At 71.9% G+C, this 25,612-nt stretch carries 23 protein-coding genes; 6 read left to right on the forward strand and 17 right to left on the reverse strand.

The window, feature by feature from the left end:
* Positions 1 to 2 precede the first annotated feature (2 nt).
* From rlmN to KZC56_RS03285, 15 genes are all read right to left on the reverse strand, one after another.
* Positions 3 to 1,292, reverse strand: a complete 1,290-nt coding sequence (gene rlmN, locus KZC56_RS03215) for a dual-specificity RNA methyltransferase RlmN (RefSeq protein ID WP_205828305.1) — start codon at positions 1,290 to 1,292, stop codon at positions 3 to 5.
* A 44-nt stretch (positions 1,293 to 1,336) separates the two neighbouring features.
* Positions 1,337 to 3,247 (reverse strand): 3D-(3,5/4)-trihydroxycyclohexane-1,2-dione acylhydrolase (decyclizing), encoded by a 1,911-nt coding sequence (gene iolD, locus KZC56_RS03220; protein WP_247637852.1) that lies wholly within the window; start codon positions 3,245 to 3,247, stop codon positions 1,337 to 1,339.
* Positions 3,247 to 4,158 (reverse strand): 5-deoxy-glucuronate isomerase, encoded by a 912-nt coding sequence (gene iolB / locus KZC56_RS03225; protein ID WP_247637853.1) that lies wholly within the window; start codon positions 4,156 to 4,158, stop codon positions 3,247 to 3,249. Before iolB ends, iolD begins: the two co-directional genes overlap by 1 nt.
* A 38-nt stretch (positions 4,159 to 4,196) precedes the next feature.
* Positions 4,197 to 5,714 carry a CoA-acylating methylmalonate-semialdehyde dehydrogenase gene (locus KZC56_RS03230; RefSeq protein ID WP_247637854.1) on the reverse strand — a complete coding sequence of 506 codons (1,518 nt, stop codon included), beginning with the start codon at positions 5,712 to 5,714 and terminating at the stop codon, positions 4,197 to 4,199.
* A 15-nt stretch (positions 5,715 to 5,729) separates the two neighbouring features.
* On the reverse strand, positions 5,730 to 6,629 hold the full coding sequence (locus KZC56_RS03235; protein ID WP_206252520.1) for a Cgl0159 family (beta/alpha)8-fold protein: 900 nt from the start codon (positions 6,627 to 6,629) through the stop codon (positions 5,730 to 5,732).
* Between the two features lies 1 nt (position 6,630).
* A complete protein-coding gene (gene iolC, locus KZC56_RS03240) occupies positions 6,631 to 7,587 on the reverse strand; it encodes a 5-dehydro-2-deoxygluconokinase (protein WP_247637855.1) in 957 nt (318 codons plus the stop codon).
* A 66-nt stretch (positions 7,588 to 7,653) separates the two neighbouring features.
* A complete protein-coding gene (locus KZC56_RS03245) occupies positions 7,654 to 10,341 on the reverse strand; it encodes a glycoside hydrolase family 38 N-terminal domain-containing protein (RefSeq protein WP_247637856.1) in 2,688 nt (895 codons plus the stop codon).
* Between the two features lie 39 nt (positions 10,342 to 10,380).
* Positions 10,381 to 11,637, reverse strand: coding sequence for a CehA/McbA family metallohydrolase (locus KZC56_RS03250; RefSeq protein WP_247637857.1), 1,257 nt, complete (start codon positions 11,635 to 11,637; stop codon positions 10,381 to 10,383).
* Complete coding sequence (locus KZC56_RS03255; protein ID WP_136033373.1) at positions 11,637 to 12,710, reverse strand: ABC transporter ATP-binding protein; 1,074 nt, start codon at positions 12,708 to 12,710, stop codon at positions 11,637 to 11,639. The genes KZC56_RS03250 and KZC56_RS03255 overlap by 1 nt, the downstream gene beginning before the upstream one ends.
* Positions 12,710 to 13,564, reverse strand: coding sequence for a carbohydrate ABC transporter permease (locus KZC56_RS03260; protein WP_205812745.1), 855 nt, complete (start codon positions 13,562 to 13,564; stop codon positions 12,710 to 12,712). The genes KZC56_RS03255 and KZC56_RS03260 overlap by 1 nt, the downstream gene beginning before the upstream one ends.
* A complete protein-coding gene (locus KZC56_RS03265; RefSeq protein WP_240744632.1) occupies positions 13,561 to 14,508 on the reverse strand; it encodes a carbohydrate ABC transporter permease in 948 nt (315 codons plus the stop codon). The genes KZC56_RS03260 and KZC56_RS03265 overlap by 4 nt, the downstream gene beginning before the upstream one ends.
* A gap of 2 nt (positions 14,509 to 14,510) precedes the next feature.
* On the reverse strand, positions 14,511 to 15,920 hold the full coding sequence (locus KZC56_RS03270) for an extracellular solute-binding protein (protein WP_136036190.1): 1,410 nt from the start codon (positions 15,918 to 15,920) through the stop codon (positions 14,511 to 14,513).
* 63 nt (positions 15,921 to 15,983) lie between these two features.
* Positions 15,984 to 17,153 (reverse strand): Gfo/Idh/MocA family protein, encoded by a 1,170-nt coding sequence (locus KZC56_RS03275; RefSeq protein ID WP_247637858.1) that lies wholly within the window; start codon positions 17,151 to 17,153, stop codon positions 15,984 to 15,986.
* Positions 17,150 to 18,058: a sugar phosphate isomerase/epimerase family protein gene (locus KZC56_RS03280; RefSeq protein ID WP_247637859.1), complete on the reverse strand. Its 909-nt coding sequence runs from the start codon at positions 18,056 to 18,058 to the stop codon at positions 17,150 to 17,152. The genes KZC56_RS03275 and KZC56_RS03280 overlap by 4 nt, the downstream gene beginning before the upstream one ends.
* Positions 18,059 to 18,130: 72 nt before the next feature.
* The gene (locus tag KZC56_RS03285; protein ID WP_136033363.1) at positions 18,131 to 18,832 is read right to left on the reverse strand and encodes an MgtC/SapB family protein; all 702 of its coding nucleotides are present in this window, start codon (positions 18,830 to 18,832) and stop codon (positions 18,131 to 18,133) included.
* 172 nt (positions 18,833 to 19,004) lie between these two features.
* Here KZC56_RS03285 and KZC56_RS03290 point away from each other — a divergent pair, with 172 nt between their 5' ends.
* The 4 genes from KZC56_RS03290 to KZC56_RS03305 all read left to right on the forward strand — a co-directional run bounded on the left by KZC56_RS03290 (position 19,005) and on the right by KZC56_RS03305 (position 21,975).
* Positions 19,005 to 19,766, forward strand: coding sequence for a GntR family transcriptional regulator (locus KZC56_RS03290; RefSeq protein ID WP_136033361.1), 762 nt, complete (start codon positions 19,005 to 19,007; stop codon positions 19,764 to 19,766).
* 63 nt (positions 19,767 to 19,829) lie between these two features.
* Positions 19,830 to 20,468, forward strand: a complete 639-nt coding sequence (locus tag KZC56_RS03295; protein WP_247637860.1) for a bifunctional 4-hydroxy-2-oxoglutarate aldolase/2-dehydro-3-deoxy-phosphogluconate aldolase — start codon at positions 19,830 to 19,832, stop codon at positions 20,466 to 20,468.
* A gap of 38 nt (positions 20,469 to 20,506) precedes the next feature.
* Positions 20,507 to 21,229 carry an ankyrin repeat domain-containing protein gene (locus tag KZC56_RS03300; protein WP_240744631.1) on the forward strand — a complete coding sequence of 241 codons (723 nt, stop codon included), beginning with the start codon at positions 20,507 to 20,509 and terminating at the stop codon, positions 21,227 to 21,229.
* Positions 21,226 to 21,975, forward strand: coding sequence for a sulfite exporter TauE/SafE family protein (locus KZC56_RS03305; protein ID WP_372490548.1), 750 nt, complete (start codon positions 21,226 to 21,228; stop codon positions 21,973 to 21,975). Before KZC56_RS03300 ends, KZC56_RS03305 begins: the two co-directional genes overlap by 4 nt.
* 16 nt (positions 21,976 to 21,991) lie before the next feature.
* Here KZC56_RS03305 and KZC56_RS03310 read toward each other — a convergent pair whose 3' ends face one another.
* Entirely contained in the window at positions 21,992 to 22,822 is an 831-nt protein-coding gene (locus KZC56_RS03310; RefSeq protein WP_136033357.1) for an SDR family oxidoreductase, read from the reverse strand.
* A gap of 23 nt (positions 22,823 to 22,845) precedes the next feature.
* Complete coding sequence (locus KZC56_RS03315; RefSeq protein ID WP_136033355.1) at positions 22,846 to 23,604, reverse strand: SDR family NAD(P)-dependent oxidoreductase; 759 nt, start codon at positions 23,602 to 23,604, stop codon at positions 22,846 to 22,848.
* 221 nt (positions 23,605 to 23,825) lie between these two features.
* Here KZC56_RS03315 and KZC56_RS03320 point away from each other — a divergent pair, with 221 nt between their 5' ends.
* Positions 23,826 to 24,560: an aminoglycoside 3'-phosphotransferase gene (locus KZC56_RS03320; protein WP_247637861.1), complete on the forward strand. Its 735-nt coding sequence runs from the start codon at positions 23,826 to 23,828 to the stop codon at positions 24,558 to 24,560.
* A 105-nt stretch (positions 24,561 to 24,665) separates the two neighbouring features.
* A complete protein-coding gene (locus KZC56_RS03325) occupies positions 24,666 to 25,595 on the forward strand; it encodes a helix-turn-helix domain-containing protein (protein WP_247637862.1) in 930 nt (309 codons plus the stop codon).
* Positions 25,596 to 25,612 lie beyond the last annotated feature (17 nt).

Genomic DNA, 25,612 nt, shown 5'->3' on the forward strand with positions numbered 1-25,612 from the left:
GATCAGGCCATCGCGGCGGCGGCGGCCTCGTCCTCGGTGGTGGCGACGAGCTGACCGCACGCCCCGTCGATCTCCTTGCCGCGGGTGTCGCGGAGGGTGGTCGGGATGCCGGCGTCGTTGAGGCGGCGCACGAACTCGTCGGTCACGTCACGCTCGGACGAGGTCCAGATCGACCCGGGCGTCGGGTTCAGCGGGATCGGGTTGACGTGCACCCAGCCGCGACCGCGCTGGTTGAGCTTCTCGGCCAGCAGGTCGGCACGCCAGGCGTGGTCGTTCATGTCCTTGATGAGCGCGTACTCGATCGACACGCGACGGCCGGTCTTGGCGTAGTAGTCGTAGGCGGCGTCGAGGGCCTCGTCGACCTTCCACCGCGAGTTCACCGGGATGAGCTCATCGCGCAGGTGGTCGTCGGGCGCGTGCAGCGACAGCGCGAAGGTGACCGGGATGTTCTCGTCGGCGAGCTTCCTGATCGCGGGCACGAGGCCGACCGTGGAGACCGTGATGCCGCGGGCGCTCATGCCCAGGCCGTCGGGCTGCGGCGCGACCATGATGCGCACCGCATCCATCACGCGCTTGTAGTTCGCGAGAGGCTCGCCCATGCCCATGAAGACGATGTTCGACACGCGCTCCATCGAGTGGTCGTCGCGCTTCTTGCCGCCCAGCTCGCCGTTCGCGATCGCCCGGTTGGCCCGCACGATCTGCTCGATGATCTCGGCGGTCGACATGTTGCGGGTCAGCCCGGCCTGGCCGGTCGCGCAGAACGGGCAGTTCATGCCGCAGCCGGCCTGGCTCGACACGCACAGGGTGATGCGGCCGGGGTAGCGCATGAGCACCGACTCGACGAGCGCGCCGTCGTGCAGGCGCCACAGGAACTTGATCGTGTCGCCACGGTCGGTCTCCAGCCGGCGCACCTCGGTCATCAACGGCGGGAGCATGCCCGCGACCAGCTCGTCGCGGATCCCGGCGGGGAGGTCGGTCATCTCGGCCGGGTCGGACGTGTAGTGGCGGAAGTAGTGGGTGGCGAGCTGCTTGGCGCGGAAGCCGGGCAGCCCGAGCTCCTTCACCTTCGAGATGCGCTCGGCCGGGGTGAGGTCGGCCAGGTGCACCGGCGGCTTGCCGCGCTTGGGGCTCGCGAACTGCAGCAGCGGACGACCCTCGGCGTCTTTCTTCTGCGTCCAGCCCTCGGTCGCCGGGCGCACCTGGGGGGCACGGGTCTCACGGATCGCCCCCGAGCGGGACGACGCGGGCGCTGCCTGGGGGCGCGTCTCGCGCGTGCGGGGGTTCTCAGTCATCCTTCCAGGATACCGGGGGCCGGGTGGGAGGCGGCTGGGCCGGATCAGCCGAGCAGCGGGCGCTGCGCCGTGCGCTGCTGCTCGTACTCCGCGCGGGCCCGCCGGGCGCTGTCGGTCGACGCGACCTCGGCGACCGGCACGTCCCACCAGCCCTCGCCGTCCGGCGCGTAGACCGTGGGGTCGCTCTCCACGTGGATCACGGTGGTGCGCTCCGCCGCCTTCGCCGCGCGCACCGCCGCCCGCAGGTCCTCGATCGCGGAGGGACCGGGGGCGACCTCGATCACGTCGACGCCGTAGCTGCGCGCGTTCATGGCGAGGTCGACCGGCAGCACGTCGCCGTGCTGGAAGCTGCGGGCCTGCGCGTCGTACCGGCGGTATTTCGTGCCGAAGCGCTCCGACCCGACCGTCTCGGACAGGTGCCCGATCGACGCGAAGCCCTGGTTCTGGATGAGCACCACGATGAGCTTGATGCCCTCCGCCACCGCCGTCGCGAGCTCGGAGCTGAGCATGAGGTAGGAGCCGTCGCCGACCATCACCACCACGTCCCGGTCGTCGCCCGCCGCCTCCAGCCCGCGCTTGACGCCCAGCCCGCCCGCGATCTCGTAGCCCATCGTGGAGAAGGCGTACTCCACGTGGTAGCCGAGCGGGTCGCTGACGCGCCACAGCTTGTGCAGGTCGCCGGGCAGCGAACCCGCGGCCTGCACGATCACGTCACGGTCCGCGACCTCGGCCCGCACCGCCCCGATGATCTCGGGCTGCCCCGGCAGGTCGCGGCCGGTCGGGGCGAGGGCGGCGTCGACCGTCGCGTCCCACTCCCGCTTCTGCGCGGCGGCCTCGTCGGCGAGCTCCGTGCGCACGCGGGTGCCGCGCAGCTCGGCGGTCAGCGCCTCCAGCGCCTCCCGGGCGTCGGCGATCACCGGCAGCTGCGTGCCGTGCTTGTAGGCGTCGAACGGGGCGACGTTCACGTTCACGAACACCGCGTCGGGGTGCTGGAAGGCCGACCTCGACGCCGTCGTGAAGTCGCTGTACCGCGTTCCGACGCCGATGATCACGTCGGCCTGGGCCGCGAGCCGGTTCGCGGCCGTGGAGCCGGTGGCGCCGACCCCGCCCAGGTACTGCGGGTGATCCCACGGCAGCACGCCGCCGCCCGCCTGGGTCGTGCCGACGGGGATGCCGGTCGCCTCGACGAAGTCGCGCAGCGCGCCCTCCGCCTCGGAGTACAGCACACCGCCGCCCGCGATGAGGAACGGTCGCCGGGCCCCGCGGATCGCGGCGACCGCCCTGGCCAGGGGTCCGCGCTCGGGGAGCGGCCGGCGCACGTGCCACTCCCGCTCCTGCAGGAACTCGACCGGCACGTCCAGCGCCTCGGCCTGCACGTCTTCCGGCAGCGCGATCGTCACGGCCCCGGTCTCGGCCGGATCCGTGAGCACCCGCAGCGCGGCGAGCGCCACGGAGAACAGCTGCTCCGGCCGCTGCACCCTGTCGAAGAACACCGACACCGGGCGGAAGGCGTCGTTGACGGTGAGCCCGATGTCGTGCGGTCGCTCCAGCTGCTGCAGCACCGGGTCGGCGACGCGCGTGGCGAAGGTGTCGCTGGGGAGCAGCAGCGCGGGCAGGCGGTTGGTGGTCGCCAGGGCCGCACCGGTGAGCATGTTCGTGGCGCCGGGGCCCACCGAGGCCGTGCTGGCGAACGTCGCGCGGCGGCGGTGCATCCGTGCGAACCCGACGGCCTGGTGCACCATCGCCTGCTCGTTGCGCGCCTGGTGGTACGGCATCAGCTCCGGCTGCTCGAGGTGGTACTGCTGCAGCGCCTGCCCGAGACCGGCGACGTTGCCGTGCCCGAAGATGCCGAACATGCCGGGGATCGTGCGCTCGCGGTGCTCGCCGTCGACCGTCCACTGCTGCGCCAGGAACTCCACCAGCGCCTGGCCGACCGTCATCCGCCTCGTCCGCATCACTGCGCTCCTTCTGCTCGATAGGGAAGCCGCGGGTCGATGTCCTGCCCGCTCCAGCTGTCGCGCACCCACGCGTGCGCGGGGTCGTCGGTGATGAGCCACGAGCGCTCCGGGTCGGGGCCCGCCATCACGTTCAGGTAGTAGAGGTCGTAGCCGGGGGCGGCGACCGCTGGCCCGTGATAGCCGTAGGGCACGAGCGCGACATCGCCCGTGCGCACCATCGCCGAGACGTCGATGTCGCCCGCGTCCGAGGAGTAGGTGGCGAACATCCCGAACGCCGCGTCGGCCGACGCCGCCCGCCCGCCGTCACGCGTGGGCGCGGCCTCGAAGTAGTAGATCTCCTCCAGGCGCGACTCCCGCCCCGGCACGTGGGCGTCGTGCTTGTGCGGCGGGTACGACGACCAGTTCTCCGCGGGAGTGAGCACCTCGCACACGATCAGGCGCTCCGCGTCGAGGGTCGCCGGGGTGCCGAAGTTGTGCACCTGCCGGCTCGACCGCCCCGCCCCGCGCAGCTCGACCGGGGTCTCATCGGCGCGGAGGTGCCGGGTGGGATGCACGACCGTCGTCGGGGCGGAGGCCACCGCGACCCGTCCGGTCCCGCGGATCACCGCGGTCGCGGCGCACGAGAGGTACAGCACGTCGGTGGGACCCTGGAACACGGAGGTCCGTCCGGCGAGGGTCGTCTCCGTCGTCGCGCCGCCCTCGGTGTGCGTCACCGTGAAGGAGCCCGCGAGCGGGACGACGATGCGCTCGACCCCGGACTCGGCGAGCGCGAGGCTCTCCCCGTCCGCGAGCACGCCCACGCGCAGGCCCGTGTGCGCCCACCCCGGCAGCGCCTCGTCGACCACGCTCTCCCAGCCGTCGCGGCCGAGGGCACCGCGCGGGTGGAACCACGGATCGTTCGCGGTCATGGCGCCTCCTGTCGGTGTCGATCGGATGGTCGGTGTCGTCAGCGGTTCTGCGGGAAGCCGAGGTCGATGCCGCCGTGGGTGGCGGGGTCGAGCCAGCGGCTGGTGACGGCCTTCTCGCGGGTGAAGAAGTCGAACCCGTGCACACCGTACGCCTTGGCGTCGCCGAACAGCGACGCCTTCCACCCGCCGAACGAGTGGTAGGCGACGGGTACCGGGATGGGCACGTTGATGCCGATCATGCCCACCTGCACCTCGTGCTGGAAGCGGCGGGCCGCTCCCCCGTCGTTCGTGAAGATCGCGGTGCCGTTGCCGAAGCGCCCGGAGTTGATCAGGTCGACGCCCTCCTGGAACGTCTCGACCCGCACGACCGAGAGCACCGGGCCGAAGATCTCCTCCGTGTAGGCGCGGGAGTCGGTGGGGATGTCGTCGATCAGGGTGGGGCCGAAGAAGAAGCCGTCCTCGCGTCCGTCCACCGTCAGGCCACGGCCGTCCACCACGATGCGGGCGCCGTCGGCCTCCGCGATGTCGACGTAACCGGAGACCTTCGCCCGGTGCTCCGCGCTGATCAGCGGGCCCATGTCGGGCTCGCCGGTGCCGTCGCCCGCGCCGTCGCCCACCCGCAGCGTCGCGATCCGCTCGGTGATCTTCGCGATGAGCTCGTCCGCGACGGGCTCCACCGCCAGCACGACCGACACGGCCATGCAGCGCTCGCCCGCGGCACCGAAGCCCGCGTTCACGGCCTGATCCGCGACCAGGTCGAGGTCGGCGTCCGGCAGCACCAGCATGTGGTTCTTCGCACCGCCGAGGGCCTGCACGCGCTTGCCGGTGCGCGACGCCGTCTCGTAGATGTACTGCGCGATGGGCGTCGATCCCACGAACGAGATCGACTGCACGATGTCGCTGTGCAGCAGCCCGTCGACCGCCTGCTTGTCGCCCTGCAGGACCGTGAACACCCCGGCGGGCAGCCCCGCCTCGGCCCACAGCTCGGCCAGCCACAGCGCGGCGGACGGGTCCTTCTCGCTCGGCTTGAGGACCACCGCGTTGCCCGCCGCGATCGCCACGGGGAAGAACCACATCGGCACCATCGCCGGGAAGTTGAACGGCGAGATGATGCCCACGACACCCAGCGGCTGCTTGAGCGAGTACACGTCGATCCCGGTCGAGGCGTTCTCCGAGTAGGCGCCCTTGATCAGGTGCGGGAACCCGGTCGCCAGCTCCACGACCTCCTGGCCGCGCAGGATCTCGCCCATCGCGTCGGAGAGCACCTTGCCGTGCTCGGCGGTGATGATCGCGGCGAGCTCGCCCCTGCGGGCGTTCAGCAGCTCCCGGAACGCGAACAGCACGCCCTGCCGCTTCGCGATCGACCACGTGCTCCACTCCGCGAAACCGCGCTCCGCGGACGCGAGGGCCGCGGCGATCTCGGCCTCGTCGGCGAGCGCGACCCTGGCGGTCTCGGCGCCCGTGGCGGGGTTGAACACGGGGGCGGTCCGCCCGCTGGTCGAGGCGTGCGGGGCACCGTCGATCCAGTGGCCGATGACGGGGGTGTCGGAGCTCATGCGGGTCCTTCGGGATCAGGCCGATAGGCCGGGGTGGACGAGGGAGGCGGCGACGTCGATGGCCGCGGCCACGTCGATGTCGGCGGAGTACAGCAACGTGCGGCCGACCGTGAGGCCGCGCACGCCGGGGAGCGACAGGGCGTCCTCCCACGAGGAGAACGTGTCGTCGGGGTCGGCACCCGCGTCGCCGCCGAGCAGCAGCACGGGCAGGGTGGTCGCGGCGAGCACGCGCTCCATGTCGTCGACCACGGGCAGCTTGAGCCACGTGCTCGCGCTGCTGGCGCCCAGGCCGCTCGCGATCGCGATGGACAGCATCACGGCGTCGGGGCTGAGGTCGTTGACGATACGGCCGTCGACGCGGCGGCTGAGGAACGGCTCGAGCATGATCGGCAGGTCGGCGCGGGCCGCCGCGGTCACCGCGTCGGCCGTGGAGGCCAGGGTCGGCGCCGTGCCGTCGTCGTCGAGGTTCACGCGCAGCAGCGCCTTGGCGAAGTCGATGCCCGAGTCCACCATCGCCGGCACGTCGTACCCGGTGTAGCGGTCGTCCATCTCGAAGCTCGCACCCCGCAGCCCGCCGCGGTTCATCGAGCCGACCACGATCTTGTCGTCGAGCAGGCCGAGCACGGCCAGGTCGTCGATGATGTCGGGCGTGCCGAGCACCCCGTCGACGCCCGGGTGGCGCAGCGCGATCGCGAGGCGGTCGAGCAGCTCGTAGCGGTCGGCCATGGCGTAGGGCTCCGCGCCCACCGCGAGGGCTCCGCGTGCGGGATGGTCGGCCGCGATGATGAACAGCCGTCCGTCGCCGCGGATGATGTCGCGGCGGCGGCGCGCGGCCAGCAGCTCGCGGATCGCCCGGGGGGACTCGGCCCGCACGGTGCGCAGTCGCTCGAAGTCCTCTTGCGTCAGTGCTGTCATGTCACGCATCTCCGTTCACGACCTCCGCGATCTCGCGCTCGGTCGGCATCGCCGTGGAGCACTCGCGGCGGCCGGCGACGATGCCGCCCGCCACGTTGGCCCACGTCAGGGTCTTCTCCAGCGGCCATCCGGCGAGCAGCCCGTGGCACAGCGCACCGCCGAACGCGTCGCCCGCCCCGAGGCCGTTCACCACGGCGACCTGTCGCGCCGGGATCTCGACGCGCTCCGTGGCGGTCTTGGCGAGCACGCCGCGGGGGCCCTGCTTCACGATCGCGAGCTCCACGCCGCGGTCGAGCAGGGCGTCGGCGGCACGCTCGGGATCGGTCTCGCCGACCGCGACCTCGCACTCCTCGCGGTTGCCGACGGCGACCGTGGCGAAGCCCAGCGCCCGCTGGACCCACGGGCGTGCGGCCTCGGCCGACTCCCAGAACATCGGGCGGTAGTCGAGGTCGAACACGGTGTGCGCCCGGCGGCCGCGCTGTTCCAGCAGCTCCAGGTGGGTCGTGCGGCTGGGGTCCTCGCTGAGGCCGGTCGCGGTGAACCACACCAGGGCCGTGTCGCGCACGGTGTCGGCGTCGACGTCGTCCGGCCGGAGCTGGAGGTCGGGCGCCGACGGCTCGCGGTAGAAGTAGAGTGGGAAGTCGTCGGGCGGGAAGATCTCGCAGAACGTGATCGGGGTCTTGTAGTCGGGGTCGGTGGCGACGAACCGGCTCGACACCCCGAGGCGCTCCAGCTCGTCGCGCAGGTACTGCCCGAACGGGTCGTCGCCCACGCGGGAGAACAGCGCGGTGTCGTGGCCGTACCGGGCGGCGGCGACCGCGACGTTGGCGGCGCTGCCGCCGAGGTACTTGCCGAAGCTCGTGACCTCGCTGAGCCCCACGCCGTCCTGCAGCGGGTACAGGTCGACGCCGAGGCGTCCGATGCTGAGGATCTCGGTCGCCCGTGGTCGCTCGCTCATCGCCCCGCCTCCTCTCGCTGCATTTGTCCTAACATTAGCACTATTGCGCTCCCACCCGTGCGGCCGTCACCGGATCGCGCGCCGCAGGCTGACCACGCCGCCGCCCGCCACTCGCGCACCGCGGGTGTCCAGCGCGTCCTCCTGCACCTCACCGCGCAGATCGGTACGCGCCCACGCACCCTCGGCCGCGAACGCCAGGTCGCGCTCGCCGTCGAGGTAGTTCACGAAGCGCAGCTCGGCCTCGTCGTCCACGCGTCGCGCCGACTCGAGCACCACGTCACCCGACAGCTCCGCACGGAACGCGGGCTCCGGCAGCGGCCCGTCCGTCTCTCCGGTGCCCCGCACCACGAGCGGCTCGTGCCGGAACAGGTCGGACGCCCGCACCGCCGTCGCATCGTCGGCACCGACCAGGATCGCCAGCTCGGTGTGCACCGGCACCCCGAGGTACTGCGCGCCCGGCACCGGGATCTCGGAGCCGGCCGGCTCATCGCGCAGCGGGTGCAGGTTCACGCTCATCATGCCCACCGAGCGCGACAGCGTCACCGCGAGGGCGTCCTGCTCCCCCGCGGTCGAGACGAGCTCGTACTCCGACAGCTTCTGCACCAGCACCGCCGTCGAGCCCGCCGCGGCGAACCGGTACGCGGGGTAGGTCGGCAGCGGGAACTCGCCCCAGCCGCCCTCGGCCTCGCGCCCGCGCACCGTGAGCCCGTACTGACCAGCGCTGCGCGACGACTCCAGCCCCGCGGCCCCGGTGGGCACGAGCACCCGCAGCCGGTGGTCGGACGCGGTGTTGACGTAGTCGATGCCCACCCGGAGGAAGCCCTCGCCCTCGCGCAGCTCGACCGTGGTCTCGGTCACCAGCGGCACGGTCGCGGCGCCGCGACGACGGTCGGCGTCCAGGCGCTCCGGCAGGTCGTACACGCGGCGGATGCGCAGTCGCCCGCGCAGCGGCCCCTCCTCGACCACCGTCACCTCGACCGATGCCGGGGCGGTCACGGCGGAGGCGGGGTCGACCGGCCCGTAATTGTACGAGTCACCGCAGTCGCCCTCGTCGACCAGGGCCAGGGCGCCGTCGATCGCGGAGCCGTCCGCGCCGTCGATGCGCACCGTGCCGTCGGGGTTCACGGTCGCGGTCAGCGCCGCGTTCGACAGCGAGGTCGCGGTCACCCGCACGGGGTCGAGGGGCGCGGGGGCCGAGGTCTCCGACACGGCCGCGAGCGCGACACCGTCGAGGTCGACCGCGAGCAGCGCCCGGTGCCGCGGATCCGCGATGGTCTCCACGTGCCACAGGTCGTCGCCCGCGGCATCGGCGGCCACGCGCTCCTCCAGCTCGACCGTGAACGCGGCCAGATCCCACACCCCGCGGGGGCTTTCGGCCACCTCGAAACGCAGCGACCGCTCGCCCCACGCGTAGCCGTTGATCTGCTGCCCGAACAGCTCGCGCCCGTGGATGCGGCGCAGGAGCTTGGGCAGGTCGGCCGTGCGCAACTGCTCGTCGCCCAGCACCGTGGGCAGCGGGTCGAGCACCTGCACCCCGGGGGCGAGGGCGGCGGGATCCACACCGTGCAGCGTGACCTCCACCTGCGCGCGCCGGGCGAAGCCGGACGGGTTGAACACCAGGTGCTGCGCGGGGCTCACCGACACCGCGAGGTCGCGCAGCACGCTGTCGATCACGCCGCGGGCGATGTGCCCGGCCGTGTGGATGCGGGTGCCCACCTGCTCCGCGGTGCTGTCGACGCCGCAGCCGGTGACCGAGTCGTGCGCGGTGCTCTCCACGAGGCGGTACCACGCCGTGTCGAAGAACGAGCGGTGGTCGCGCGTGCCGTACAGCAGGTCGAGCCGTTCGGCCGCGGCGAGCGCCTGCTCCGAGCGGGCCATCTCGCGCTTGAGGTTCGTGCGGATCGAGAAGACGCCGGGCAGCAGGTTGCCGCGGGCGTGCGAGCGCATCTCCCCGCGCACCTGGGGCAGCGCGGCGAGCGCGTCCGCATCGGTCGCGTAGCGCGCGAGGTGCTCGTCGAGCGTCGCGATCGACAGGCGGGGCTCACCGCCTATCGCGTCGTAGTCGCGGATCACCTCGGCCAGGTCCTCCGGGGGCGCGGAGTGGTCGGTGCCGAGCATCGCCAGCACGGGGTCGTCGCCGTACCACGACGCGGTGCGGGCGGCGTAGTCGGGGGCGAGCGCGGGGAGCTGACCGGGCAGGGCGAACATGTCGAGGCCGTTGCCGTAGCCGTCGAACAGGTACTCGCAGCGCACCGCGTCGCCGTTGGGCGCGACCCAGGAGAACGCGTGCTCCTGCACGTCACCGGGCACGCCGCGCCACAGGGCGCTGTGCCGGATGCCGAAGCCCGCCAGGATCTGCGGCATCTGCGCCGCGTGGCCGAACATGTCGGGCAGGTAGCCGACGGGCATGGTGCGGCCGAGGCGGGCGCTCGCGGCGCGGCCCAGCTCCAGGTTGCGCACGATGGTCTCGCCGTCGCAGCCGAACTCGTCGAGCAGGATCAGGAAGGGGCCGATGCTCAGCTGCCCGCTCTCGACGAGTGCCACCACGCGGTCGCGCATGTCCGGGCGCATCTCCAGGTAGTCCTCGATGGCCGCGGCCTGCCCGTCGAGCGTGAACCGGTACGACGGCTCCGCCTCGAGGATGCCGATCAGGCGGTCGAGCATGTGCACGAGCCGCAGGCGGAACACGTCGTGCGGCTCGTACCACTCGCGGTCCCAGTGGGTGTGGGGGACGACGACGATCTCACTGCTCACGGGCGGGGACTCCTGTATCTCGGGGGGTTCGGGCGGCGCTCAGGCGCACAGGGCGGCGATGCTGCGGTCGGGGTGCAGCAGGTAGTACGGGCCGGCGGCGGGATCGCCGGAGAAGGAGGCGCGGTCGCCGTGCACGGCACGACGCTCGCCCGCGCCGTCGACGAGGATGAGCCCGTCGGCGTCGATCGCGAGCAGGTCGCCGTCCACGCGCAGCAGCACGGGCGCGGTGAACAGCTCGGGCACGGTGAGGCCGTCGCGCACGGCGACGCCGCCCATGATCGCGGTGCGGCCGGCGGCGACCCCGGCGAGGATCGCCTCGGCCGAGTCGTCCTCCGCCGCGACCCACGTGGTGGGCGTGCCCGGGCCGACACCCTGACTCCGCATGTGGAAGTCGGCGCCTCCCAGCAGCACGGCCCCCTTGTCCCAGCGCTCGTGGAACGCGAGGGGCGAGGTGGCGATCAGCTCGCGGTACCAGGTGGAGTGCCACAGCTCGATCGCCCGGGGCGTGCGCTCCAGCGGGTGCAGCCACGAGCAGTCGCCCGAGATCGGGTGGTTCACGCTGAGGACACCGCCCCGGCGCTCGACCTCGTCGACCCACTCCTGGGCCGGACGGCGGAAGTCGATCCAGCCGATGTCGCCGAACGCGTTCGCGTGACCGCGGTGGGTCGTGACCTCCTGGCCGGGCAGAAGCGTGATGCCCTGCTGCGCACCCACGACCGGGAGGTGCGCGTGGTGGCTGGTGGTGTTGTGGTCGGTCACGGACAGGAAGTCCAGGCCCGCCCGCACCCCGAGCGACGCGAGCCCCGCGATGCTCTCGTGCCCGTCGGAGTGCAGGGTGTGCGCGTGGAAGTCACCCGCGTACCACCGCAGTCCGGCGTCCGCGGGCAGCTCGCGGCTGCTCCCCCGGGGCACCCCGTCGATCCGCGCGGGCACCGGGCCGTGGTCGATGCCCGACTCCGCGGGGAGCAGCACCTCGACGGTCGCGTCGGTCCCGCCCGCGGGGAGCCGGTGCACGCCGAGGATCACGTGCCACTCCCCCTCCTCCGGGCGACCGGGGAGGTAGCCGGGCGTGGCGTCGTCGGTGCGGATCACGAAGTCCTGCCGCGAGCCGCCCGACCATCCGCGCCACCCCGCCGCACCCTCGCAGCCGAGGTCGATCACGGCCGCCTCGGTGTCGTACGACAGGCGCACCTCGAGCGAGTCCGTGCCGGGCGGCACCTCGAACGGCACGCGCACGTAGCGGTCCGCGTTCTGGATCTCGTGCGTGAGGCGCAGGGTGGTGCGGATCGCGGCCATCAGCCGATCCGCTCCGTGGTCTCGGTGTCGAACAGCAGGGCGCGGTTGCGCTGCGGCACGATCCAGCCGCGGTCGCCCGGCTGCGGCTCGAGCTCCTCGGGCACGACGACCTGCAGCTTGTGGTCGCCGGAGCTCACCAGCACGAGGCTGGTCGCACCGAGGGTCTCGGTCACCACGACCTCTGCGGCGATGCCGTCGGCGACGGGCTCGGTCGACCAGCGCACGTACTCCGGGCGGATGCCCCAGCTCACGGCCTGCCCGTCGCGCACGTCCGCGGCAGCCTCGGCGGGCACGGGCACGTCGGTGTCGCCGATGCGCACGTGGCCGCCGGTGACCGTGGTCTCCAGCAGGTTCATGGGCACGGAGCCGATGAACCCCGCGACGAACGTGTTGTTGGGGCGGTGGAAGATCTCCCGCGGCGAGCCGATCTGCTGCAGCTTCCCGGCCTTCATGACCGCGATCCGGTCGGCGAGCGCGAGCGCCTCGGCCTGGTCGTGCGTGACGAACACGGTGGTCACGCCGAGGTCGCGCTGCAGCTCCTTGAGGAACGTGCGCGCCTCGAGCCGCAGCCGGGCGTCGAGGTTCGACAGCGGCTCGTCCAGGAGCAGCACGTCGGGCCGCGTGGCGACCGCTCGGGCGAGGGCCACGCGCTGCTGCTGCCCGCCCGAGAGCTGGCCGGGGCGACGCTCGATGAGGCCGTTCAGCGACAGGCCGTTCGCGACCGACTCGGCCGTGGTGCGGCGCTCGTTCTTCGCGACGCGGCGGATGCGCAGCGGGTAGGCGATGTTGTCGGCCACGTCCATGTGCGGGAACAGCGCGTAGTCCTGGAACACCATGGCCACGCCGCGCTCACCCGGCTCGGCGTTCGTGACGTCCTTGTCGCCGATCGTGAGGCGGCCGGACGTGATGCTCTCCAGGCCGGCGATCGAGCGGAGCAGCGTGGTCTTGCCGCAGCCGGAGGGACCGAGGAGGGCGAAGAACTCGCCGTCGGCGATCTCGACGTCGACGCTGTCGACGCCGCGCACCCCGCCGGGGTACTCCTTGACGAGTTGGGTTGCAGTGATGGCGGCCATCAGGACTTGATCCCTCCGTGGAAGCGGAAGCCGTAGCGGCGGTTGACAAAGAAGTAGATGAGGAGGACGGGCACCGAGAAGACCAGCGAGAACGCGGAGATGAGCCGCAGGTCGGCCTGGCCGCTCTCGGTGTAGAACGTGTACATGAGCACGGCGGCCGGCTGCATGTCGGGCGTGCGCAGCAGCAGGAACGGGACGAGGAAGTTGCCCCACACCTGCACGATGGTCCAGATCGCGATGAACGCGAGCCCGGGCCGGGCGATCGGCACGACCACGTCCTTCAAGATGCGGAAGGGCCCTGCGCCGTACAGTCGCGCCGATTCCTCGTACGACTTCGGGATCGAGTCCATGAAGTCCTTGAGGATGAAGATCACGGTGGGCAGAATGCCGCCGGCGAGCACGAGGATCACCCCGACGTGCGTGTTGATGAGCTGCAGCTGGTTGATGAGCTGGAACGTGGGCACCATGGCCGCGGTCCCTGTCACGATCGACGACAGCAGCAGCAGCCCGTAGAGGATGCCGTCGCGGCCGGGGATGTTGATGCGGCTCATGGCGTACGAGGCCAGCGCGCCCAGCACGATCACCAGCGCCATCGTGCCCACGCCGAGGATCAGCGAGTTCAGGATCGACTTCAGCGCGTAGGGGTTCTCCGCCAGGCGCGCGAAGTTGTCGAGCGTCCAGTCCGGCCATGACACCGTCAGCGACGGGGTCGCGTCGAACGGTGCGAGGATCAGCCAGACCATCGGCAGCGCGAAGAACAGCGACACGATCACGAGCACGAGCGTGAACAGGATCCGCGAGACGAAGTGGGTCACGGACCGGTCGCGCGCGACGGTCTTGATGGTCGACATCATGAGCGCACCTTCTTCTTCTTCGGATTCGCACCCCGGGAGACGCGCGTGTACATCAGCGCGATCACGAGGTTGATCAGGAGCATGATGAGCGAGATCGCCGCACCGAGGCCGAGCTGTCCGCCCGGGATCGCGGTCTGGTAGATGTACACCGAGAGGATGTCGGTCTGCCCGTTGGGGCCGCCCGCGGTCAGCAGGTACGGCGTGAACGTGTTGAACGTCCACAGCGTGATCAGCAGCGTGTTGGTGAGCAGGTGCCCCTTGATGTTGGGCAGGATCACGTCGCGCAGCTGCTGCCACGTGTTGGCGCCGACCATGCGGGCGCTCTCCAGCTGCGACGGCGGCACGGCGCTGATGGCGGACGAGAACAGCTGCATCGAGAACGCGGTCCCGACCCAGATGTTGAAGATGATGATGCACTCCATCGGATGCTCGATCAGCCAGGCGGCACCCTCGGTGCCGAGCAGGGCGTTGAGCGTGCCGGTGCGGCGGTCGAGCAGGGCGAGCCACAGGAACGAGGCGACCGAGGCCGGGATGACCCAGGCCGCGAGCACGAGCGTCTCGATGAAGGTCTTGACGCCGGGACGGACGTTGCGCAGCATCCACGCCAGCGCGAATCCGAGCACGGTCTGCCCGATGATGCCCGAGACGAGCACGAACACGAGCGTGAGCCACAGGGAGTTCCAGAACCGCGGGTCGTTCAGCGCGGTGGAGAAGTTGTCCAGGCCGACGAACTGCGGGTTGGCGGCCGCGAAGCCGGTGAGCCGGTAGTTCGTCATCCCCAGGTAGACGGTCCAGATCGCGGGGAAGAGGAGGAACAGGCCGATCAGGAGGAGCCCGGGGGCCGCGAACAGCGTCGCCCTGGCGCGCCCCAGACCGGCGACGTCCTCCGCGCGGCGCCGGCGGGGAGCGCGGACGCTCCCCGCCGGCATCGTTGCATTCGTCATGGTCACTCGGAGATCGCGTCCGGTCCCACGACGCCTTCGAGACCACGGACGTAGGTCTTCAGCGCATCGTCGACCGAGGTTCCGGTGGCGACGTCGAGCGTGGCCTGCTGCAGCAGCACCGACACCTGCGGGTACGCGGCGAGACCGGGGCGGTACGCCGTGATCGGCAGCACCTCCTGGCTCACGAACGTCAGCATCGGGTCGGACGACAGCAGCTTCTCGTTCACGTCGTCACGCGGCGAGATCGCGAGCGTGCCGGCGGCACGGGCCTCGTACGCCTCGGGCGAGTTCATGAACGCGAGCAGCTCCCACGCCAGCTCGGCGTGCTTCGAGTTCGGGTTGAGCACGCGGCCGGTGCCGCCCGACATCGACACGAAGTCCTGGCCCTTGATGCCCTCGCCGGGCTCGACCGCGGGGATCTTGGCGTAGCCGACGACCTCGTCGCGGTTGGCCATGGGCGCGGTGCCCACACCCTCCGCGGGGTTGATCACGGAGCGCCAGAAGTAGTCGCCCTCCAGGAGGATGCCGATCTTGCCCTCGGCGAACAGCTGGAACGACGTGTCGCGGCCGGAGGCCTCCTGCTGCAGCACGGGGTCGCCCAGGCCCTCATCGACGTAGATCGTCTTGTAGAGGTCGAGCACCTCCTGCATGCCGTCGGTGGCGCCGATCCACTTGCCGTCCTCGTACACCTGCTCGCCGGTGCCGACGAGCATCGGGAGCAGGCCCTGCATGGTCGTGGCCTCGCCCATCGCGGTACCGGCGTTGAGCTGGATCGGGGTCACGCCGTCGATCTTCTTGAGGTCCTTCGCGGCATCGAGGATGTCGTCCCAGCTCTCCGGCGCCCAGTCCTCGTCGAGGCCGGCCTGCGCGAACAGGTCCTTGTTGTAGTAGAGCACCCGGCCGTCCGCGCCCTGGGGCACCCCGTAGCGGTCGCCGTCGAACGACAGCGCGCTCTGCACGGCGTCGGGGATCTGTCCCCAGCCGTCCCAGTCGTCCACGGCGTCGCCGCCGACCTCGGCGAGCGGCTTGATGTAGCCGGCCTCGGCGAACTCGCCGACCCAGATGCCGTCCATGCCGATGATGTCGGCGCCCTTGCCGGACTGCAGGTCGAGGGCGATCTTCGTCTTGTAGTCCTCGTCGTCGACGCCCTGCGGCTGGAACTCGACGGTGACGTCCTTGCCGTCCTCCTCCATGGCCTTCTCGAACTCGGGGACGACCCAGTCCGCGATCCAGTCGGCCTCGGCGGCGTTCTTGCCTCCCGTGATGGAGTTGGTGGTGAGCGTCAGGGTGACGGGCCCCGTCGACTCCTCGGCCTCGGGCTCCGATCCTCCGGAGCAGCCGGCCAGCACGACCGCACCGACGGTGGTGAGGGCGAACGCCGCGAGCAGGCGGCGCTTTCCTTGCGTGACCATTTCCGACCTTTCTTGTCGTTGATCGCCGAGCGGTGGCGCTCGGATTCGGGTGTTGCGGGATGGCTACTGCGCGGCTTCGGCGCTCGGGTCGAGCGCGTGGCCCTTCGAGACCGCGAGCGCGCGGATGATCCGCTGCCCGACGCGCACGTCGGCGACCGACTCCTCGACGCTCGCCCCGTCGGGGCGTTCGCCGCGGACCAGGGCCGCGAGCGCGTACAGCTCGTTCTCGAATGCTTCCTGTTGCATCCACCGCGATTCGCTCACGCGGATGCCGAGCTCCGGGTGACTCTCGGTCACGCGGAGGATGGTGGGGAGGTTCGTCACGTAGGGCACGCCGAACACGAGCTCGATCGATCCGGCCTCGTGGTGGAACGCGACGGTCTCCTGGTAGTCGGGGTAGCCGTCGATGTAGTGCCAGTCGACGGTCCACGGCGTCTCGTCGCGGGCGAGGGTGCCGCGCACGTGCACGGAGCCCGGCATCTTCGGGCCCCAGTGCTGCGCGAACGCGACCTCGCCGAGACCACCGACGAGCGACCGGAGCAGCCCCACGTCGTGCACGATCGAGCCGAGCACGACGTTGGTGTACAGCGTGCGGAGGTCGACGGGGAGGTCTGACCCGACGGCACCGTCGACGATGGCGGCTGTGGCGGCGAGCAGGGGCTCGATGGTGTCGCGGGGCACGTCGCCCGTGGGAGCGGCGAGCCGCGCGTAGGCGAGCTGCGAGCCGTCGAGCGGGTGCATGACCTGCACGTCGATCGCGCGCAGGGTCACGTCGGCGAGCAGTTCCTTCGCGCGCAGCGACGCGGTGTCGTACTCCTTCATGTAGCCGACGCGCACCCAGTCGCGCAGGTCGAGGCCGGCCTCGCGCCCGTACGCCGTGAGCTCGTCCAGCTCGGCGAGCGAGTAGGCGAGCGGCTTCTCGGCGAGCACCCGGATGCCCGCCCGCACGAGCCGCAGGGTGTCTCCCGCGTGCGAGCCGGTGGTGGCGAGGATGGCGGCGTCCACGTCGAGGTCGCCGGCGGCCGTCGCGGCCACGAGCTCGTCGACCGAGGTGAACCGCCGGGCGGACGGCACGCCGTAGCGGGCGCCCATGTCGGCGGTGCGCGCGGCGGACAGGTCGACGAGCGCGGCGATCGCGAAGGCCTCGGCGTTGCGGCGCAGCAGCGGCAGGTGCACGCTCTGGCTGATCGCGCCGAGTCCGATCACGGCGACGCGGGTGACGGCGGCGCTCATGCGAACCACCGCCGCAGGGCCTCGCGGTTGGCGGCCTGCTCGGCCACGGCGCGCTCCACGTCGGCGGTCGAGCGCGGCACCACGTCCTGCTCGACGATCAGCCATCCGGAGTACCCGCTCGCGACGATCTCGTCGAGCAGGGCGTCGACGGCGAGGTCGCCCTCCCCGAGGGGTACGAACACGCGCTTCTCCCACACCGAGCGCATGGGGTCGTCGGCGGCCAGGGCGTCGTGCAGCAGGGCGGTGCGGGCGTCCTTCAGGTGCAGGTGGTTGATCCGCTCGCGCCAGCGCCGGTAGTCGGGCAGGGGGTCGCCGCCGCCGATCAGCAGGTGACCGGAGTCGAACGTGAGGTCGACGTCGGTGGAGGCGAGCAGCGCGTCGATCTCCTCCGGCGTCTCGACGTGCGTGCACGCGTGGTGGTGGAAGGTGGGCTCGAGGCCCCGGTCGCGCACGCGCGCGGCGGCGCGGTTCACCCGGTCGGCGAACCGGTCCCACGCGGCACCGCGGAGCGTGAGCTCGGGGGCGCCGCCCGGGCGGGCCTTGCGGGCGGGGCTGCCGGAGTCGGCGAGGGTGGGCAGCGGTGCGAGGTCCTGGCCGCGGTCGGCGGCGGTGACGAACACGTCGAGCGTGCGGTCGAGGCCGGCCAGCGCGGCGGCGAACTCCTCGTCCTCGCCCGCGAACGGCAGGTCGACCCAGCCGCCGGCGAGGTCGAGGCCGTGGCGGGAGAGGCGCTCGTCGAGCTCGGCGCCCTGGCCGAGGAGACCGACGGGGCCCAGGTCGATGCCCTGGTATCCGGCTTCGCTGATCCAGCGGGCGAGCTGCTCCCCGTCGGGGAGGGCCACGAGGTCCGGTCGAGCGAGTTCGAAGACTCCGTAGCTCACCGGCGCGTTCGCGATGCGGATCACGCGTTGTCCTTTCTCCATTGAATGGTCGAACCCTGGGTTCGTCTCGAATGTTAGCAGGTCATGACATATGCATCAATCGTCCTCGGAGAAGCCCTGCACCACGACCGAGCGCACCCCGTCGAGGCGGGCGATCGCGTCGATCAGCTCGGAGCGCGACCCCGGCTCGGCCTCCGCGAACTCGAGCGTCGCCCGCATGTCCGCCTCACCGTGGATGCGCGCAGCACCGAGCAGTGTGGCTGGCAGCCCCCGCCGCTCGGCCGCCGCCAGCACCTCGCGCAGCGCGCCGCGGTCGGCCTCGTACTGCAGGGTCACGCGCAGGCGCTCGGGCTCGGGGCGCACGCGGTCGCGCAGCCGCGACAGCGGGCCGACCGTGAGGAGATGAAGACCCGTGCCCGCGATCGCGAGCAGGGGCATGTTCGCCCCGCAGGCCATGCCGATCGCCGCGACCACCCAGATGGTCGCGGCCGAGGTGAGCCCGGACACGGCGTTGTTGCGCACGAAGATCACGCCGGCGCCGAGGAACCCGATCCCCGACACCACCTGCGCCGCGATGCGCGAGGGATCGACGGCCACCTCCGGCCCGAGCACGCCCTCGAAGCCGTAGGCCGAGATGAGGGTGAAGATGGCCGAGCCCAGGCCCACCAGCACGTGCGTGCGCAGCCCGGCGTTCTTCTGCTTGCGGGAGCGCTCGACGCCCACGGCCAGCGAGAGCACGAACGCCAGCCCGAGGAGCCCGAGCTCGACGAGCAGGTGGGGATCCCACCCGAAGCTCACGCTGCTCCCGTCATGTCAGCACAATAGCACTTTAAGCATCTCGGAGCTCACCCGCGGCGCCGTCGTGCGCGGGCGCGGCCGGGATCCGCGGAATACTGCGCCTCGACGCCGTCTGGAGTCGCTCGTATGATTGTCGCTACAATGTGACTCCCCAACCCAGAGCGGAGCATCCATGGCCGATGTCGTCACCCCCTGGCCCCACGAGCTCTTCGCGGACATCGACCGCACGGGGCCCGTCCCGCTCTACTTCCAGGTGTCCACACGACTCCAGAGCGCGATCCAGTCCGGCGCGATCCCCGCGGGCGCCCGCCTGGAGAACGAGGTCTCGATCGCGGAGCAGCTCGGACTCTCCCGCCCCACGATCCGCCGCGCCATCCAGGAGCTCGTCGACAAGGGCCTGCTCGTGCGCCGCCGCGGCATCGGCACCCAGGTGGTGCAGGGCTCGGTCACGCGGCAGGTCGAGCTGACCAGCCTGTACGAAGACCTGCAGAGCGCGAACCACGAGCCGGGCACGCAGGTGCTGACCCACGAGATCATCCCCGCGACCGACGAGGTGGCCCTCGCGCTCGGGCTCGAGCCGGGCACCGAGGTGCTGCATCTGCGCCGCAGACGAAGCACCGACGGCGTCGCGGTCGCGGTGCTCGAGAACTACCTCCCTCGCGAGCTGGCCGACATCTCGACCGAGCAGCTGGAGTCGCGCGGCCTCTATCAGGTGCTCCGCGCCCGGGGCGTCGCGATCCGCATCGCGAAGCAGAAGATCGGCGCCCGCCGCGCGGAAGACGACGAGCCGGAGCTGCTGGAGATCGAGGCGGGCGGCCCCGTGCTCACAATGGAGCGCATCTCGTTCGACCAGTCCGGCGCCGCGATCGAGTTCGGCCACCACTGCTACCGCCCCGACCTCTACAGCTTCGAGACGACGCTCGTCGCCAAGTAGCACAACTTGTAATGACAAGTTGTGGTGCGGAAGAATGGACGCATCCCTCGATCAAGGAGCGCCATGTCCGACCGTCTCGCCCGCGCCCGCACCACCGGCGTCCTCGCCGTCCTCCGCGCCCCCTCGCCCGAACTCGCCCTGGAGGCCTCGGAGGCGATCATCCGGGGTGGAGTGACCGGCATCGAGGTCACCTACTCCACGCCCGACGCCCCGGCCGTGATCCGCGAGCTGATCGCCCGCCACGGTGACGCCGCCTACATCGGCGCCGGAACCGTGACGACCCCCGCGCAGGCCGCGCAGGCCGCCGACGCCGGGGCCGAGTTCCTGGTGAGCCCCGGCACGCTCCCGGCCCTCACCCGCGCGATGCTCGACACCGGCCGCGTCGTGATGACCGGCGCCCTCACGCCCACCGAGGTCATGGGCGCGCTCGAGCTCGGTGTCGACGTCGTGAAGATCTTCCCCGCCTCGCTCGGCGGCGCGGCCTACCTCGGCGCTCTCCGCGGCCCGTTCCCCGACGCCCCGCTCATGCCCACCGGCGGCGTCAAGCCCGACAACCTCGCCGACTGGTACGCCGCGGGCGCGGTCGCGGTGGGCGCCGGCGGCGACCTCGCCAACGGCGCCTCGATCGCGGCGTCCGACTGGGCCGACCTGGAGCAGCGCGCCGCCCGGTTCGCCGCCGCGCTCGCCTCCGTGCGGAGCTGACGCTCCCCCGCCTCCGGGCCGTTTGGTATACCAGAGGTATGCGGATGCGGCGGGGCGTGCTCTGGGCGGCCCTCGCGGGGGTCGCCCTGCTCACCTCGGCGTGCACGGCGACCACCGCCACGCACCCGGCCGCACCCACCACGGAGGCCCCGATGACCGACACCACGCCCGCCCCGCGCGACGCCACGTCCGCCCTGCTCGACGCCGCCGCCCGCGGTGACGCCGCCGCCGTCCGGGTTGCGCTCGACGCCGGTGCCGACATCGAGGCCCGCGGCGAGGGCGGCATGACCGCACTGGTCGCGGCCACCAAGGCGAACCACGTCGAGGCCGCCCGCGCGCTGATCTCCGCGGGTGCCGACGTGAACGCGAAGGACGACATCCAGGACTCGGCCTATCTGTACGCGGGTGCCCGCGGTCACGACGAGATCCTGCGCCTCACCCTCGACAACGGCGCCGACCTCACCAGCACCAACCGCTTCGGCGGCACCGCCCTCATCCCCGCGTCAGAGCGCGGACTGCTCGACACCGTGCAGATCCTGCTCGATGCGGGCGTCGACCCCGACCACGTGAACAACCTGGGGTGGACGGCGCTGCACGAGGCGATCGTGCTCGGTGACGGCTCGGGGCGCTACGTCGCCGTGGTGCGCGCCCTGCTCGACGGCGGCGCCGACCCGACCATCCGCGACGGCGACGGCGTGCTCCCGCTCGACCTCGCGACCGCCCGCGGCTTCGAAGACATCGCGGACGAGCTGCGCCGGTGATGGCGCTCGACGCGTGGGCCTGGGCGGCGCTCGGCCTGGCCGCGGTCGTGATCGGCATCTCCAAGACCGCACTGCCCGGCGGCAGCATCCTCGCGATCGCGCTGTTCGCCGCGGTGCTGCCCGCCCGCACCTCGACCGCGGCCACGCTGCTGCTGCTCATGGTGGGCGACGTGTTCGCGCTCCTCGCCTACCGTCGGCACGCCCACTGGCCGACACTGCTGCGACTCGCCCCCGCCGTCATCGCCGGACTGCTGCTCGGCTTCGCCTTCCTCGCCCTGACGGGCGACGACGTGGTGCGGCGCGCGATCGGCGTGATCCTGCTGCTGATGATCGCCGTCACCCTGTGGCGACGATGGCGGCAGTCGCGCGTCGAGACGACGGTCACGCCCCGCGGCGGACTCGTGCTCGCCGGCGCCTACGGCACCCTGGGCGGCTTCACGACGATGGTCGCCAACGCCGGCGGACCCGTGATGTCGATGTACTTCCTGGCGACGCGCACCCCGGTCCAGGTGTTCCTGGGCACCTCGGCCTGGTTCTTCGCGATCATCAACGTGATCAAGGTGCCGTTCCTCGCCGGCATCGGACTGTTCACCGCGCCGGTGCTGCTGACGGACGCGCTGCTCGCGCCGCTGGTGGTGCTCGGCGCCCTCCTCGGACTGCGCGTGGCACGACGGCTCGATCAACGGGTGTTCGACCGCATCGTGATCGCGCTCACGATCCTCGGCGCGCTCTACCTGCTCTTCTGATCCCGCGCGGACCGGGTCAGTCGAGGAAGATGTCCGGGAACAGGGCGCTGTCAGGGGTGCCGGGCACGGCGGCGTAGCGCGAGAAGTCGGTCACGCCCTCGGCCTCCAGCACGTCCTCCACGATGAGCGACTGCCCCGTGGTGGTCGCGGCCGGCCGGCACAGCACCGCGTAGGCGGCGTCGGCGTAGATGTCGGCCGTGCGGCTCGCGGCCATCACCCTGTCGCCCCCGAGGAGGTTCTGCACGGCGGCGGTCGCGATGGTCGTGCGGGGCCACAGCGTGTTGGCGGCGATGCCGTCGCGCGCGAACTCGGCCGCGAGCCCGAGCGTGACCATGGTCATGCCGAACTTCGCGAGCGTGTAGCCCGTGTGCGCCCCGAGCCACTTCGGGCTGGGGTTCAGCGGCGGCGAGAGCGACAGGATGTGCGGGTTCTCGGCGTCCTTCAGGATCGGCACGGCCGCCCGCGACAGCATGAACGTCCCGCGCACGTTGACGTCCTGCATCAGGTCGTACTTCTTCGCCGAGAGGTCGAGCGAGCGCGACAGGTCGATCACGCTGGCGTTGTTGATCACGATGTCGATGCCGCCGAACTCGCCCTGCGTCTTCATGACCGCTTCGGTGATGTCGTCGTCCTCGCGCACGTCGCCGACGATCGGCAGCGCCTGGCCGCCGGCCGCGCGGATCTGCTCGGCCGCGGTGTGCACGGTGCCCTCGAGCTTCGGATGCGGGGTGTCGGTCTTGGCGAGCATGGCGATGTTGGCGCCGTCGGCGGCGGCGCGCAGCGCGATCGCGAGGCCGATGCCGCGGCTGCCGCCCGACATGAGGATGGTCTTGCCGGCGAGTGACATGGGTTCTCCTTCGGGGCGGGTGGTCAGCGCGGTGCCATGCGGATGGCGCCGTCGAGGCGGATGGTCTCGCCGTTGAGGTAGCCGTTCTCGACGATCTGCTGCGCGAGGGCGGCGTACTCGTCCGGTCGGCCGAGGCGGGCGGGGAACGGCACCTGCTGGCCGAGCGAGTCCTGCGCCTCCTGCGGCAGCCCCATCAGCATCGGGGTCTCCATGATGCCGGGGGCGATGGTGCACACGCGGATGCCGTGTCGGGCGAGTTCGCGAGCGATCGGGAGGGTCATGGCGTGCACGCCGCCCTTCGACGCGGAGTACGCGGGCTGCCCGATCTGACCGTCGAACGCCGCGACGCTGGCGGTGTTGACGATGACGCCGCGCTCCTCGTCGTGCAGTTCGTTCTTCGCGATCACGGCCGCGGCCTGCGAGATGACGTTGAAGGTGCCGACGAGGTTGATGCGCACGATCCGCTCGAAGTCGGCGAGCACCGCGGGGTTGCCCTCGCGATCGAGCACCTTGGCGGGCGGGGCGATACCGGCGCAGTTGATCACCACGCGCAGCGGGGCGGCGGCCTGTGCGGCGGCGACCGCGGCCGCGACCTCGTCGACGCTCGTGACGTCGGCGGGCACGAAGATCCCGCCCAGTTCTTCCGCGATCTCGGCACCCGCCGAGGAGGGGAGGTCGATGATCGTGACGTGGGCTCCGGCCGCCGCGAGGCGACGCGCGGTGGCGAGCCCGAGGCCCGACGCCCCTCCGGTGACGAGGGCGCCCTGTCCGCTGATCTGCATGTGAGGTTCTCCTTCGAACGTCGTGCGACATGCCTGAAACGCAGTCCCAGCCTAGGTGGTTCCTGGTTCCAGGACGAACCCGGGCCGCGGTGGTGCCGGTGCGACCGGGCGTGAGGGGACGGCGTCGAGGCGAGCCTACGACACCGCCCGTCCGGAGACGGCGTCCGCTCCTCGCGCGACCGGCCGGCCCTGAGCGTCCGCGCGTCCGGCAGGATGGGAGCATGACGATCCCCGCCGAGTCCGTCGTCGTCCCCGACCGGGTGCGCGAGCTGTCCCGCGGAGCAGACCTCGTCTGCGTCTGGCGGAACGACGACGGCGGTCTCACGTTCCGCGCGACCGGCGTCGGCGAGCCGTTCTACATCAAGTGGGGTCCGCGCAACCTCGAGTCCACGCTGCGCGACGAGGCCGAGCGAATGCGCTGGGCCGCGCGGTGGATCAGCGCGCCGACCGTGCTGGACAGCGGCGAGGACGAGACGCACGAGTGGCTGGTGACGGCGGCCCTCGACGGCCTGAGCGCCGTGGATCCCCGGTGGACGACCGAGCCCGCGACCGCCGTGCGCGCGGTGGGTGAGGCGCTGCGGGCGCTGCACGACGCGCTGCCCGTGGCCGAGTGCCCGTGGGAGTGGAGCGTGCCGTCGCGCATCGCGAACGCGGAGCGCCGGGGCATCGTGGTGCCGGAGTCGCTGCGCACTCCGCCGCCGATCGACCGCGCGGTGGTGAGCCACGGCGACGCCTGCTGCCCGAACACCCTGATCGGCACGGACGGCCGGTGGCTCGCGCACGTGGACCTCGCGCAGCTGGGCGTCGCCGACCGCTGGGCCGACATCGCCGTGGCCGCCATGAGCACCGGGTGGAACTACGGCCCGGGGTGGGAAGACGCCCTCGTCGAGGCGTACGGCCTCGAACCCGACCGGGAGCGGATGGCGTACTACCGCGACCTCTGGAACGCCACCTGACCCTCCCGGCCGGCGGCGCGCAGGTCGGGATGCGGCAACGAACTCTCGACATCTGATGTCTGATCTGGTGTCATGGGTGGGACGACCCCCCGATCAGGAGGCCTCATGCACCTCGATCCGTCGCCACCCGCTCCCGTCGCCGGGTTCGCCGAGACACTGCGGGAGGCCATCGCGGCCCGCGGCACGTCCCTCGCGCAGCTGAGCGATCGGCTCCGACGACACGGGAACCCCGTCTCGATCGCCACCCTCAGCTGCTGGCAGAACGGCACGCGGCAACCCGAGGGGGTCTGCTCGCTCGCTGCGGTCGAGGAGCTCGAGACGCTGCTCCTGCTCGACAGCGGCACCCTGCAGCGACGCATCGGACACAGCCGCCGCGCCGGACGTCCACCCAAGCCGCGGGCACCCTGCGAGGACTGGACGAGGGAGGGGCCGATCCTCGACACGTTCCGCGCGCTCGGCATCGACCCCGCGGCGTCGTTCAACACCCACTCCGTCCACGCGGTCTGCACCACCGACGCGCACGGCCTCGTCGACACCATCCACTACCGCGCGATCCTCCGGCCCCCCAGCGGACGAGCCGGCCTCATCCCGTACATCGACCTTCCCGGGGTGCCGACCGACGTGTGGCCCGAGCTGACCGCGGTGACCGGGTGCCGCGTGGTGCAGCGCCACGCGCACTCCTCGCGCATGGCGTTCGGCATGCTCCTCGCCGTCGACGATCCGCCCGAGCAGCGGCAGTCCGCGCTCATCGAGTTCACCCTGCACTACCCGCTCCCCTACCCGCGCGACCGGCTCGTGACCTACGCGAGCATGTACCGCACGCCCGAGCTGCTCCTGCACGTGGACCTCGCGCGGTCGCCGTCGCCCACCTGGATCGAAGAGGTCACGATGGTCGGCGGCGAGGAGGAGATCGTGCCGCTGCCTCCCGCGAACCGCACGGCCACCACCGTGCGCTCGGGGTTCGCGCCGGGGCTGATCGCGCTCCGCTGGGGGTACGGCTCCCGCGAAGACGGCGCCGACCCGCTACCCCTGTGACGGGCGGCGGGTCGGCG

Origin of the sequence: Microbacterium sufflavum, assembly GCF_023091155.1 — a bacterium.
Taxonomy (GTDB): domain Bacteria; phylum Actinomycetota; class Actinomycetes; order Actinomycetales; family Microbacteriaceae; genus Microbacterium; species Microbacterium sufflavum.

Excerpts from the sequence above, each read along its gene's own strand:
- rlmN (WP_205828305.1), bottom strand. The coding sequence starts at position 1,292 with ATGACTGAGAACCCCCGCACGCGCGAGACGCGCCCCCAGGCAGCGCCC.
- iolD (WP_247637852.1), bottom strand. The coding sequence starts at position 3,247 with ATGCGGACGAGGCGGATGACGGTCGGCCAGGCGCTGGTGGAGTTCCTG.
- iolB (WP_247637853.1), bottom strand. The coding sequence starts at position 4,158 with ATGACCGCGAACGATCCGTGGTTCCACCCGCGCGGTGCCCTCGGCCGC.
- KZC56_RS03230 (WP_247637854.1), bottom strand. The coding sequence starts at position 5,714 with ATGAGCTCCGACACCCCCGTCATCGGCCACTGGATCGACGGTGCCCCG.
- KZC56_RS03235 (WP_206252520.1), bottom strand. The coding sequence starts at position 6,629 with ATGACAGCACTGACGCAAGAGGACTTCGAGCGACTGCGCACCGTGCGG.
- iolC (WP_247637855.1), bottom strand. The coding sequence starts at position 7,587 with ATGAGCGAGCGACCACGGGCGACCGAGATCCTCAGCATCGGACGCCTC.
- KZC56_RS03250 (WP_247637857.1), bottom strand. The coding sequence starts at position 11,637 with ATGGCCGCGATCCGCACCACCCTGCGCCTCACGCACGAGATCCAGAAC.
- KZC56_RS03255 (WP_136033373.1), bottom strand. The coding sequence starts at position 12,710 with ATGGCCGCCATCACTGCAACCCAACTCGTCAAGGAGTACCCCGGCGGG.
- KZC56_RS03260 (WP_205812745.1), bottom strand. The coding sequence starts at position 13,564 with ATGATGTCGACCATCAAGACCGTCGCGCGCGACCGGTCCGTGACCCAC.
- KZC56_RS03265 (WP_240744632.1), bottom strand. The coding sequence starts at position 14,508 with ATGACGAATGCAACGATGCCGGCGGGGAGCGTCCGCGCTCCCCGCCGG.
- KZC56_RS03270 (WP_136036190.1), bottom strand. The coding sequence starts at position 15,920 with ATGGTCACGCAAGGAAAGCGCCGCCTGCTCGCGGCGTTCGCCCTCACC.
- KZC56_RS03275 (WP_247637858.1), bottom strand. The coding sequence starts at position 17,153 with ATGAGCGCCGCCGTCACCCGCGTCGCCGTGATCGGACTCGGCGCGATC.
- KZC56_RS03290 (WP_136033361.1), top strand. The coding sequence starts at position 19,005 with ATGGCCGATGTCGTCACCCCCTGGCCCCACGAGCTCTTCGCGGACATC.
- KZC56_RS03295 (WP_247637860.1), top strand. The coding sequence starts at position 19,830 with ATGTCCGACCGTCTCGCCCGCGCCCGCACCACCGGCGTCCTCGCCGTC.
- KZC56_RS03300 (WP_240744631.1), top strand. The coding sequence starts at position 20,507 with ATGCGGATGCGGCGGGGCGTGCTCTGGGCGGCCCTCGCGGGGGTCGCC.
- KZC56_RS03310 (WP_136033357.1), bottom strand. The coding sequence starts at position 22,822 with ATGTCACTCGCCGGCAAGACCATCCTCATGTCGGGCGGCAGCCGCGGC.
- KZC56_RS03315 (WP_136033355.1), bottom strand. The coding sequence starts at position 23,604 with ATGCAGATCAGCGGACAGGGCGCCCTCGTCACCGGAGGGGCGTCGGGC.
- KZC56_RS03320 (WP_247637861.1), top strand. The coding sequence starts at position 23,826 with ATGACGATCCCCGCCGAGTCCGTCGTCGTCCCCGACCGGGTGCGCGAG.
- KZC56_RS03325 (WP_247637862.1), top strand. The coding sequence starts at position 24,666 with ATGCACCTCGATCCGTCGCCACCCGCTCCCGTCGCCGGGTTCGCCGAG.